The 12,793-nt window shown below is 40.7% G+C and carries 4 protein-coding genes, 4 tRNA genes and 5 rRNA genes (1 of these 13 only partly in view); 4 read left to right on the forward strand and 9 right to left on the reverse strand.

Annotation, left to right across the window (positions count from 1 at the left end; all coding sequences use genetic code 11):
- From AAFN75_RS01165 to AAFN75_RS01205, 9 genes are all read right to left on the reverse strand, one after another.
- A 23S ribosomal RNA gene (locus AAFN75_RS01165) occupies positions 1-379 on the reverse strand (it extends 2,446 nt beyond the left edge of the window).
- Positions 380-570: 191 nt separating this feature from the next.
- Positions 571-644: transfer RNA gene (locus AAFN75_RS01170), tRNA-Ala, on the reverse strand.
- A gap of 103 nt (positions 645-747) precedes the next feature.
- Positions 748-821, reverse strand: a tRNA-Ile gene (locus AAFN75_RS01175).
- An 88-nt stretch (positions 822-909) separates the two neighbouring features.
- A 16S ribosomal RNA gene (locus AAFN75_RS01180) occupies positions 910-2,427 on the reverse strand.
- Between the two features lie 749 nt (positions 2,428-3,176).
- Positions 3,177-3,284 (reverse strand): 5S ribosomal RNA (gene rrf, locus AAFN75_RS01185).
- Between the two features lie 134 nt (positions 3,285-3,418).
- A 23S ribosomal RNA gene (locus AAFN75_RS01190) occupies positions 3,419-6,243 on the reverse strand.
- 191 nt (positions 6,244-6,434) lie between these two features.
- Positions 6,435-6,508: transfer RNA gene (locus AAFN75_RS01195), tRNA-Ala, on the reverse strand.
- Positions 6,509-6,611: 103 nt separating this feature from the next.
- Positions 6,612-6,685: transfer RNA gene (locus AAFN75_RS01200), tRNA-Ile, on the reverse strand.
- Positions 6,686-6,773: 88 nt separating this feature from the next.
- Positions 6,774-8,291 (reverse strand): 16S ribosomal RNA (locus AAFN75_RS01205).
- The 16S, 23S and 5S rRNA genes sit together here with 4 tRNA genes alongside, the layout of an rRNA operon.
- 1,175 nt (positions 8,292-9,466) lie before the next feature.
- Here AAFN75_RS01205 and thrS point away from each other — a divergent pair.
- The 4 genes from thrS to rplT all read left to right on the forward strand — a co-directional run bounded on the left by thrS (position 9,467) and on the right by rplT (position 12,756).
- The gene (thrS, locus tag AAFN75_RS01210) at positions 9,467-11,401 is read left to right on the forward strand and encodes a threonine--tRNA ligase (RefSeq protein WP_411807875.1); all 1,935 of its coding nucleotides are present in this window, start codon (positions 9,467-9,469) and stop codon (positions 11,399-11,401) included.
- Positions 11,402-11,442: 41 nt separating this feature from the next.
- Positions 11,443-11,988: a translation initiation factor IF-3 gene (infC, locus tag AAFN75_RS01215; RefSeq protein ID WP_222103375.1), complete on the forward strand. Its 546-nt coding sequence runs from the start codon at positions 11,443-11,445 to the stop codon at positions 11,986-11,988.
- A 125-nt stretch (positions 11,989-12,113) separates the two neighbouring features.
- A complete protein-coding gene (gene rpmI / locus AAFN75_RS01220) occupies positions 12,114-12,311 on the forward strand; it encodes a 50S ribosomal protein L35 (protein WP_067150881.1) in 198 nt (65 codons plus the stop codon).
- A 100-nt stretch (positions 12,312-12,411) separates the two neighbouring features.
- On the forward strand, positions 12,412-12,756 hold the full coding sequence (gene rplT / locus AAFN75_RS01225) for a 50S ribosomal protein L20 (RefSeq protein WP_092853079.1): 345 nt from the start codon (positions 12,412-12,414) through the stop codon (positions 12,754-12,756).
- Positions 12,757-12,793: the final 37 nt, after the last annotated feature.

Here is a 12,793-nt window from a genome sequence, read left to right on the forward strand (position 1 = left end):
GATTCACAGTCTTTACTTATACCGGGCTATCACCGTCTATGGCTTGTCTTTCCAAACAATTCTAATTCATCGTGCTTCAAATATCGTGGTCCTACAACCCCAAAATTGCCGTAACAACTTTGGTTTGGGCTAATCCAATTTCGCTCGCCGCTACTATCGGAATCACTTTTGTTTTCTTCTCCTCCGGGTACTTAGATGTTTCAGTTCTCCGGGTTTGCTTCCTTTCGGATACTATATCTTCAATATAGTGGGTTGCCCCATTCGGATATTTGCGGATCAATTCTTGTGTGCAGATCCCCGCAACTTTTCGCAGCTTATCACGTCCTTCATCGCCTCTGAGAGCCTAGGCATTCCCCATACGCCCTTATTTAGCTTATTGTACTTTTTGCTTTTTTAATGAGTTTATTATAATTATAAACGATTTTATAACTATAATATGATTAATTAGATATCGCTCGTGGTGATTCTAATTAATCCTAATTATTACTTTTAATAGATTAGATTTATCTAATCATATTTCATGTATCTTTTTTCAATATGTCAATGAACTTTAATTACTTTCGTAATTCGTGGAGAATATCGGAGTCGAACCGATGACCTCCTGCGTGCAAGGCAGGCGCTCTAGCCAGCTGAGCTAATCCCCCGTTTCTTTAAGTTAACAGTCCACAGTCTGCAGTATGCAGTCGCTTGTTGCCGACTTTTGGTGGATAGTTCTCTTCTAGAATTTCCTTTATATTTAGTAGTTAGTAGTCTCAGGCAGACTCGAACTGCCGACCTCTACATTATCAGTGTAGCGCTCTAACCAGCTGAGCTATGAGACTCTACTAAATCTTTATTTTAAATTAACAGCTTTGAGAATAAACTACTCTTCATAATAGTTTTTGATACTTATTAGTCGTCTTTCTCTAGAAAGGAGGTGTTCCAGCCGCACCTTCCGGTACGGCTACCTTGTTACGACTTAGCCCTAGTTACCGATTTTACCCTAGGCCGCTCCTTACGGTGACGGACTTCAGGCACTCCCAGCTTCCATGGCTTGACGGGCGGTGTGTACAAGGCCCGGGAACGTATTCACCGCATCATGGCTGATATGCGATTACTAGCGATTCCAGCTTCACGGAGTCGAGTTGCAGACTCCGATCCGAACTGTGATAGGGTTTATAGATTCGCTCCTGGTCGCCCAGTGGCTGCTCTCTGTCCCTACCATTGTAGCACGTGTGTAGCCCAGGACGTAAGGGCCGTGATGATTTGACGTCATCCCCACCTTCCTCACAGTTTGCACTGGCAGTCTTGTTAGAGTTCCCGACATGACTCGCTGGCAACTAACAACAGGGGTTGCGCTCGTTATAGGACTTAACCTGACACCTCACGGCACGAGCTGACGACAACCATGCAGCACCTTGTAAATTGTCCGAAGAAAAGTCTATCTCTAAACCTGTCAATCTACATTTAAGCCCTGGTAAGGTTCCTCGCGTATCATCGAATTAAACCACATGCTCCACCGCTTGTGCGGGCCCCCGTCAATTCCTTTGAGTTTCATTCTTGCGAACGTACTCCCCAGGTGGGATACTTATCACTTTCGCTTAGCCACTGAACCGAAGTCCAACAGCTAGTATCCATCGTTTACGGCGTAGACTACCGGGGTATCTAATCCCGTTCGCTACCTACGCTTTCGTCCATCAGTGTCAATTGATTGTTAGTAATCTGCCTTCGCAATTGGTATTCTATGTAATATCTATGCATTTCACCGCTACACTACATATTCTAACTACTTCACAATAATTCAAGATAACCAGTATCAAAGGCAATTTTACAGTTGAGCTGCAAACTTTCACCTCTGACTTAATTATCCACCTACGGACCCTTTAAACCCAATGATTCCGGATAACGCTTGGATCCTCCGTATTACCGCGGCTGCTGGCACGGAGTTAGCCGATCCTTATTCTTACAGTACCGTCAAGATCTCACACGTGAGATTGTTTCTTCCTGTATAAAAGCAGTTTACAACCCATAGGGCAGTCTTCCTGCACGCGGCATGGCTGGATCAGAGTTGCCTCCATTGTCCAATATTCCTCACTGCTGCCTCCCGTAGGAGTCTGGTCCGTGTCTCAGTACCAGTGTGGGGGATCCCCCTCTCAGGGCCCCTACCTATCGTTGCCATGGTAAGCCGTTACCTTACCATCTAGCTAATAGGACGCATAGTCATCTTTTGCCGTAACCTTTAATGCAATCTTCATGAGAAGGCTGCATACTATGAGGCATTAATCCAAATTTCTCTGGGCTATTCCTCAGCAAAAGGTAGATTCTATACGCGTTACGCACCCGTGCGCCGGTCGTCATCAGTAGCAAGCTACCATGTTACCCCTCGACTTGCATGTGTTAGGCCTGCCGCTAGCGTTCATCCTGAGCCAGGATCAAACTCTTCATCGTTAATTTTTGTGTGTTAATCTTAATAAATTAAGTCAACATCTTTTAACAACTAATCAGAATCTCTAGTACTCAAAATGGTCTATTCTCTTTGTTAAATTAATTCGTTTCCAAATTAATTTTTACGCTGTCAATTCAATATGTTTATGAACTTGTTTCTCTTTTGTTAACTCGTTTCCTTGTTAGCGGGTGCAAATATAAAACCCTTTTTTAACTCTCACAATAGTTTTTTGATTTATTTTAAAAAGTTTTTTTTAACTTCCTAAACCTAAAACCAAAACCTTTATATGAGCGTTTTGCTATCTGCGATAATTACCGTTTTTAGCGGCTGCAAATCTACAACCTTTTTATTAACTCTTACAAGTGATTTTGATATTTTTTTTGAAAAGTTTTTTAAACCTCTTAAAATTATCAATCAACCTTTTTATGAACGTTCCATTAAACACTAATTGCGTTTTTAACGGGGTGCAAACTTACTATCCTTTTTTATTTTGACAATGACTTTTTTTATATTTTTTTTACTTTTCTATTACAACTCCTTTAATAAGCTTATTTGATGGAGTTTACAATTATAAAACTCAGCAACGTCATTACAATTCTGATCACTCTGGTACTATACAATATCTGTTTTTAAACAGATCATAGTGAGTTATTGGAAAAATATATGCCTTAAGTATATTCTTAACGCTACTCTCCCCCATCCTTCAGAATAGCGCAAAAAAAATCCTCAACAAATAAATGTTGAGGATTAAAAAAGGCAACGACCTACTCTCCCACAAATGTAGTACCATCGGCGCTAATGGGCTTAACTTCTCTGTTCGGAATGGTAAGAGGTGAGCCCCATCGCTATAACCACCTTAAGTTATAGCTGCTGACTGTCGGCTTTCACCTCGAGTCTTCAGCGTTCATCCTATAGATGAACAAATATCTTAACATATTGAAAATAAGAGACATGATTGTTGTAATAATATTGAACTTAGTAAAAAAACAGGCGTACAATAAGCCTATGGGTTATTAGTACTACTCGGCTATGACATTACTGCCTTTACACCTATAGCCTATCAACGTGGTAATCTCCCACGACCCTTTAAAGAAATCTCATCTTGTGGTGGGTTTCGCGCTTATATGCTTTCAGCGCTTATCCCTTCCCAACGTAGCTACTCTGCAATGCTCCTGGCGGAACAACAGATACACCAGAGGTTAGTCCAACTCGGTCCTCTCGTACTAGAGTCAGATCCACTCAAATTTCTAACGCCCACTGTAGATAGAGACCGAACTGTCTCACGACGTTCTGAACCCAGCTCGCGTGCCACTTTAATGGGCGAACAGCCCAACCCTTGGGACCTTCTCCAGCCCCAGGATGTGACGAGCCGACATCGAGGTGCCAAACCCCCCCGTCGATATGAGCTCTTGGGGGAGATCAGCCTGTTATCCCCGGCGTACCTTTTATCCTTTGAGCGATGGCCCTTCCATGCGGAACCACCGGATCACTATGCTCTACTTTCGTACCTGATCGACTTGTAGGTCTCTCAGTCAAGCTCCCTTATGCCATTGCACTCTACACACGATTACCAACCGTATTGAGGGAACCTTTAGAAGCCTCCGTTACTCTTTTGGAGGCGACCACCCCAGTCAAACTACCCACCAAGCACTGTCCCTTCTTCGAAGGTTAGACTCTAGATAAGCAAAGGGTGGTATTTCAACAATGACTCCACAACGCCTAGCGACGCCACTTCAAAGTCTCCCACCTATCCTACACATTACTTATCCAAAACCAATACTAAGCTATAGTAAAGGTGCACGGGGTCTTTTCGTCCCACAGCGGGTAATCGGCATCTTCACCGATACTACAATTTCACCGAGCTCATGGCTGAGACAGTGTCCAGATCGTTGCACCATTCGTGCAGGTCGGAACTTACCCGACAAGGAATTTCGCTACCTTAGGACCGTTATAGTTACGGCCGCCGTTTACTGGGGCTTCATTTGAGATCTTCGAAGTAAACTTCTAAACCCTCCACTTAACCTTCCAGCACCGGGCAGGTGTCAGGCCATATACATCATCTTTCAATTTAGCATAGCCCTGTGTTTTTGATAAACAGTCGCCTGGACCTTTTCACTGCGGCCACCCCGAAGGGTGGCGACTCTTCTCCCGAAGTTACGAGTCTATTTTGCCTAATTCCTTAGCCATGAATCTCTCGAGCGCCTTAGAATTCTCATCCCAACTACCTGTGTCGGTTTAGGGTACGGGCTGCTTCTCTTGCTTTTCTTGGAAGTTGCTTTTCTGGATTATCACCTTGACCGAAGTCTCAGTGTACTATCGCGGTATCACTACTCGCTTCAACGTACTATTCCGTCAGTACGCACCAAATTTACACCTCCGTCACTTTTATTGAGAGCAGGTACAGGAATATTAACCTGTTGTCCATCCACTACCCCTTTCGGGTTCGCGTTAGGTCCCGACTAACCCTCAGCTGATTAGCATAGCTGAGGAAACCTTAGTCTTTCGGCGTGCGGGTTTCTCGCCCGCATTATCGTTACTTATGCCTACATTTTCTTTTGTAGCTTCTCCAGCATGACTCACATCACACCTTCGACGACACTACAATGCTCCCCTACCGATATTTCTATCCCATAGCTTCGGTAATATGTTTATGCCCGATTATTATCCATGCCGAACCGCTCGACTAGTGAGCTGTTACGCACTCTTTAAATGAATGGCTGCTTCCAAGCCAACATCCTAGCTGTCAAAGCAGTTCAACCTCGTTAGTTCAACTTAACATATATTTTGGGACCTTAGCTGATGGTCTGGGTTCTTTCCCTCTCGGACATGGACCTTAGCACCCATGCCCTCACTGCTGATTAACATTTTATAGCATTCGGAGTTTGTCAGGAATTGGTAGGCGGTGAAGCCCCCGCATCCAATCAGTAGCTCTACCTCTATAAAACTATAAATCAACGCTGCACCTAAATGCATTTCGGGGAGTACGAGCTATTTCCGAGTTTGATTGGCCTTTCACCCCTACCCACAGGTCATCGGAACACTTTTCAACGTATATCCGTTCGGTCCTCCACTGTATGTTACTACAGCTTCAACCTGCCCATGGGTAGATCACACGGTTTCGCGTCTACCACTACTAACTAAGCGCCCTATTCAGACTCGCTTTCGCTACGGATCCGTACCTGAAGTACTTAACCTTGCTAGCAACGGTAACTCGTAGGCTCATTATGCAAAAGGCACGCCGTCACAGATCAAGTCTGCTCCGACCGCTTGTAAGCGTATGGTTTCAGGTTCTATTTCACTCCCTTATTCAGGGTTCTTTTCACCTTTCCCTCACGGTACTAGTTCACTATCGGTCTCTCAGGAGTATTTAGCCTTATCGGATGGTCCCGACTGTTTCATACAGGGTTTCACGTGCCCCGCACTACTCAGGATACCACTAGATTCACAGTCTTTACTTATACCGGGCTATCACCGTCTATGGCTTGTCTTTCCAAACAATTCTAATTCATCGTGCTTCAAATATCGTGGTCCTACAACCCCAAAATTGCCGTAACAACTTTGGTTTGGGCTAATCCAATTTCGCTCGCCGCTACTATCGGAATCACTTTTGTTTTCTTCTCCTCCGGGTACTTAGATGTTTCAGTTCTCCGGGTTTGCTTCCTTTCGGATACTATATCTTCAATATAGTGGGTTGCCCCATTCGGATATTTGCGGATCAATTCTTGTGTGCAGATCCCCGCAACTTTTCGCAGCTTATCACGTCCTTCATCGCCTCTGAGAGCCTAGGCATTCCCCATACGCCCTTATTTAGCTTATTGTACTTTTTGCTTTTTTAATGAGTTTATTATAATTATAAACGATTTTATAACTATAATATGATTAATTAGATATCGCTCGTGGTGATTCTAATTAATCCTAATTATTACTTTTAATAGATTAGATTTATCTAATCATATTTCATGTATCTTTTTTCAATATGTCAATGAACTTTAATTACTTTCGTAATTCGTGGAGAATATCGGAGTCGAACCGATGACCTCCTGCGTGCAAGGCAGGCGCTCTAGCCAGCTGAGCTAATCCCCCGTTTCTTTAAGTTAACAGTCCACAGTCTGCAGTATGCAGTCGCTTGTTGCCGACTTTTGGTGGATAGTTCTCTTCTAGAATTTCCTTTATATTTAGTAGTTAGTAGTCTCAGGCAGACTCGAACTGCCGACCTCTACATTATCAGTGTAGCGCTCTAACCAGCTGAGCTATGAGACTCTACTAAATCTTTATTTTAAATTAACAGCTTTGAGAATAAACTACTCTTCATAATAGTTTTTGATACTTATTAGTCGTCTTTCTCTAGAAAGGAGGTGTTCCAGCCGCACCTTCCGGTACGGCTACCTTGTTACGACTTAGCCCTAGTTACCGATTTTACCCTAGGCCGCTCCTTACGGTGACGGACTTCAGGCACTCCCAGCTTCCATGGCTTGACGGGCGGTGTGTACAAGGCCCGGGAACGTATTCACCGCATCATGGCTGATATGCGATTACTAGCGATTCCAGCTTCACGGAGTCGAGTTGCAGACTCCGATCCGAACTGTGATAGGGTTTATAGATTCGCTCCTGGTCGCCCAGTGGCTGCTCTCTGTCCCTACCATTGTAGCACGTGTGTAGCCCAGGACGTAAGGGCCGTGATGATTTGACGTCATCCCCACCTTCCTCACAGTTTGCACTGGCAGTCTTGTTAGAGTTCCCGACATGACTCGCTGGCAACTAACAACAGGGGTTGCGCTCGTTATAGGACTTAACCTGACACCTCACGGCACGAGCTGACGACAACCATGCAGCACCTTGTAAATTGTCCGAAGAAAAGTCTATCTCTAAACCTGTCAATCTACATTTAAGCCCTGGTAAGGTTCCTCGCGTATCATCGAATTAAACCACATGCTCCACCGCTTGTGCGGGCCCCCGTCAATTCCTTTGAGTTTCATTCTTGCGAACGTACTCCCCAGGTGGGATACTTATCACTTTCGCTTAGCCACTGAACCGAAGTCCAACAGCTAGTATCCATCGTTTACGGCGTAGACTACCGGGGTATCTAATCCCGTTCGCTACCTACGCTTTCGTCCATCAGTGTCAATTGATTGTTAGTAATCTGCCTTCGCAATTGGTATTCTATGTAATATCTATGCATTTCACCGCTACACTACATATTCTAACTACTTCACAATAATTCAAGATAACCAGTATCAAAGGCAATTTTACAGTTGAGCTGCAAACTTTCACCTCTGACTTAATTATCCACCTACGGACCCTTTAAACCCAATGATTCCGGATAACGCTTGGATCCTCCGTATTACCGCGGCTGCTGGCACGGAGTTAGCCGATCCTTATTCTTACAGTACCGTCAAGATCTCACACGTGAGATTGTTTCTTCCTGTATAAAAGCAGTTTACAACCCATAGGGCAGTCTTCCTGCACGCGGCATGGCTGGATCAGAGTTGCCTCCATTGTCCAATATTCCTCACTGCTGCCTCCCGTAGGAGTCTGGTCCGTGTCTCAGTACCAGTGTGGGGGATCCCCCTCTCAGGGCCCCTACCTATCGTTGCCATGGTAAGCCGTTACCTTACCATCTAGCTAATAGGACGCATAGTCATCTTTTGCCGTAACCTTTAATGCAATCTTCATGAGAAGGCTGCATACTATGAGGCATTAATCCAAATTTCTCTGGGCTATTCCTCAGCAAAAGGTAGATTCTATACGCGTTACGCACCCGTGCGCCGGTCGTCATCAGTAGCAAGCTACCATGTTACCCCTCGACTTGCATGTGTTAGGCCTGCCGCTAGCGTTCATCCTGAGCCAGGATCAAACTCTTCATCGTTAATTTTTGTGTGTTAATCTTAATAAATTAAGTCAACATCTTTTAACAACTAATCAGAATCTCTAGTACTCAAAATGGTCTATTCTCTTTGTTAAATTAATTCGTTTCCAAATTAATTTTTACGCTGTCAATTCAATATGTTTATGAACTTGTTTCTCTTTTGTTAACTCGTTTCCTTGTTAGCGGGTGCAAATATAAAACCCTTTTTTAACTCTCACAATAGTTTTTTGATTTATTTTAAAAAGTTTTTTTTAACTTCCTAAACCTAAAACCAAAACCTTTATATGAGCGTTTTGCTATCTGCGATAATTACCGTTTTTAGCGGCTGCAAATCTACAACCTTTTTATTAACTCTTACAAGTGATTTTGATATTTTTTTTGAAAAGTTTTTTAAACCTCTTAAAATTATCAATCAACCTTCTTATGAACGTTCCATTAAACACATATTGCGTTTTTAACGGGGTGCAAACTTACTATCCTTTTTTATTTTGACAATGACTTTTTTTAGATTTTTTTTCCTTTTCTATTACAACTCCTTTAATAAGCTTATTTACTGTTATTTACAACACGTAAAAACCCACTTTATAAAAAACTCCTAACCTCTTTTTATGTTTAACAGACTTGTTTAACCTGATATTGCTCGTTTTGTCCTTTAACCTATCTTTATAATTACATAATTATGCCTATATGATCTTGACTGTATATACCTGGGACTAGGTAAGTTTTTAATCGTTCTTGTTATTATATAGCGCATAGCCTCCTAATTACATATACATAATTCACGGTGATAGACATTATTATTTACTCTACCTTAATACTAATATGATTGGTTAACTTTATTGTATAGAACAAGCTTACCTCCCTCCCAACCTTCTATATAATGTATGTTAAGCTTACTCCTTTAATAAACAGGATAAAAGATTCAGTTTTTATAATGTACTTATATAAAAGGATTCACTTATTGTTAATCGTTTAGCTAGACCTTTACAGACATACCCGCGTTAGGGATAATAATGGAAAGCCCACAGCCCGACGTAGGAGGTGCGAGGACTTGAAATGGATAGCCCGACCCTTGGGTAACGCCCTATTTAAAAATTTATACCTATATATATATAGTGTTGGTTTGTTTATACTTTTATACTCATTATCTTTGCACCCGAATTTCAATTTAATTTATGATACATATTACTTTACCTGATGGTAGCGTGAAAACGTTTGACGAAGGCGTTACACCAATGGATGTTGCAAAAAGCATTAGTGAGGGATTTGCTAGAAATGTTATTTCGGCGAGTTTTAATGGTACAACTGTAGAAACGGTTACGCCATTAACAACGGATGGCTCTTTGATTTTATATACCTGGAGAGACGATGCTGGTAAAACTGCTTTTTGGCATAGTAGTGCCCATGTTTTGGCTCAAGCTATTGAGGAATTGTACGATGGCGCGAAACTTACCATTGGACCTGCTATTGAAAATGGGTTTTATTATGATGTAGATTTTGGTGAACATACGGTATCTGAAAAGGATTTTAAAGCTATTGAAACTAAAATGTTAGAGATTGCGCGTGGGAAACATGACTTTAGTTTAAGAGCGGTTTCGAAGGCGGATGCTTTATCTTTATACAAGGACAATATTTTTAAAACTGAATTGATTGAGAATTTAGAGGATGGTACAATTACGTTTTGCGACCACTCTACATTTACTGATTTATGTCGTGGTGGCCACATACCTAATACTGGTATTATAAAAGCTGTTAAAATACTGAGTGTTGCTGGCGCCTATTGGCGTGGTGATGAGAACAAACCTCAATTAACTCGTGTTTATGGAATTTCTTTTCCGAAGCAAAAAGAGTTAACAGAGTATTTAGCTATGTTAGAGGAAGCTAAAAAACGCGACCACAGGAAATTAGGTAAAGAGTTGGAGCTTTTTACATTCTCGAAAAAAGTAGGACAAGGTTTGCCTTTATGGTTACCTAAAGGTGCTGCTTTACGTGAGCGTTTAGAAAACTTTTTGAAAGCTGCACAGAAAAAAGCTGGTTACGAAATGGTAGTTACACCACATATTGGACAAAAAGAACTTTATGTGACTTCTGGACATTATGAAAAGTATGGTGAAGATAGTTTTCAGCCCATTTTAACACCTAAAGATGGCGAAGAGTTTTTATTAAAACCTATGAACTGCCCACACCATTGCGAGATATACAATAGTAGCCAATGGAGTTATAAGGATTTACCTAAGCGTTATGCTGAGTTTGGTACTGTATATAGATACGAGCAAAGTGGCGAATTACATGGTTTAACCCGTGTACGTGGATTTACTCAAGATGACGCTCACTTGTTTTGTATGCCAGAACAATTGGATAAAGAGTTTAAAGATGTTATTGATTTGGTACTTTATGTATTTGGATCGTTAGGTTTTGAAAACTTTACTGCACAGGTTTCTGTAAGGGATCCAAAAAATCCAGACAAATATATAGGTGATGTAGCAAACTGGGAAAAAGCAGAACAAGCTATTATAAATGCTGCAACTGATAAAGGTTTAGATTTTGTTATTGAAGAAGGTGAAGCTGCTTTTTACGGCCCTAAGTTAGATTTTATGGTGAAAGATGCTTTAGGAAGACGTTGGCAATTAGGAACCATACAGGTAGATTACAACTTACCAGAGCGTTTTGATTTAACGTATAAAGGTAGTGATAACGAGTCTCACCGACCGATTATGATACACCGCGCTCCTTTTGGAAGTATGGAACGTTTTGTAGCATTATTGCTAGAACATACTGGAGGTAATTTCCCGCTTTGGCTAATGCCAACTCAGGCTATTATATTATCAATTAGTGAGAAATATGAAAAATACTCTGAAAAAGTTTTAAATTTGCTAGAAAATGACGAAATTCGCGCCCTTGTAGATCATAGAAATGAGACTATAGGTAAGAAGATTAGAGAGGCCGAAATGCAAAAACACCCGTATATGATTATAATTGGGGAGCAAGAAGAGCAAGAAGGCAAAATAACTGTAAGACAACACGGTGGAGAAGATTTAGGCATGATTAGTGTAGAAGCCTTCTCTGAAATAATAAAAGAAGACATTAAAAAAACGTTAAAAACGTTTTAATACATAAAAGAATAATAAGTTTAATTTAAAACCATAAAGCCATAGCAATTAGAAGAAGACAGCAACCTAGAAGGGTTTCGCAAGAAGATAAGCATAAAATCAACTCGAAGATTACTGCTCAAAAAGTACGTCTAGTTGGAGACAACGTAGAAATTGGAATATACACCAAAGGAGACGCTATGCGAGTAGCCAGTGCACAAGAGTTAGATTTAGTGGAGATTTCTCCAAATGCTGACCCACCTGTTTGTAAAGTTATGGACTATAAAAAGTTTCTTTACGAACAGAAGAAACGTGATAAAGCTTTAAAGTCTAAAGCGACTAAAGTTATTATTAAAGAGATTCGTTTTGGTCCTAATACAGATGATCATGATTACGAATTTAAAAAGAAACATGCTGAGAAGTTCTTAAAAGAAGGTGCAAAGCTAAAAGCATTTGTATTTTTTAAAGGACGTTCGATCATCTTTAAAGAAAAAGGGCAAATTTTATTATTAAAATTAGCTCAAGATTTAGAGGAATATGGCAAGGTTGAACAAATGCCTAGATTAGAAGGTAAACGTATGACCATGTTTATTGCTCCAAGAAAGTAATAAAATTTAATTCTGAATACTACATTAACTTAAGTTGATAGCGTAAATAAGAATAAAGATAAGATGCTGAAACACCAACAGCACTAAAATAATTAAGCGAAATAATTAAAAACTAGGAAAAGAAAATGCCTAAAATGAAAACAAAATCTAGTGCCAAAAAGCGTTTCAAGCTTACAGGTACTGGTAAGATTAAAAGAAAGCACGCTTTTAAGAGTCACATCTTAACAAAGAAGTCTAAAAAGCGTAAGCTTAAGTTAACTCATGATGGTTTAGTACATAAAGCAGATGAGGATAACATTAAAACAATGATGCGTTTAAAGTAACATTCGTTTTAATCGGTTAAAACAATTAATAAACCCTGGAGTTAGGCTCAATTAAAAGTGTCATGTATTTGACCGCCTACTACAAAACACATTTAAAATTATGCCAAGATCAGTAAATTCTGTAGCCAAAAGAGCCAGAAGAAAAAAGGTGCTTAAACAAGCAAAAGGTTACTTTGGAAGACGTAAAAACGTTTGGACAGTAGCAAAAAATGCGGTTGATAAAGCGATGCAATATTCGTACAGAGACCGTAGAGCAAAAAAGAGAACATTCCGTGCATTATGGATTACGCGTATTAACGCTGGAGCCAGATTACATGGTTTATCTTATTCTCAATTTATGGGGAAATTAAAAGCTAATGAAATTGAATTAAACCGTAAGGTTTTAGCAGATTTAGCTATGAATAACCCTGAGGCTTTTAAAGCCGTAGTTGACAAAGTAAAATAAGGCGCTTAGCCTATTGTAAAACATATTATTCGCTTAA

This window comes from Algibacter sp. AS12, from assembly GCF_046736315.1.
GTDB classification, from domain to species: Bacteria; Bacteroidota; Bacteroidia; order Flavobacteriales; family Flavobacteriaceae; genus Algibacter_B; species Algibacter_B amylolyticus.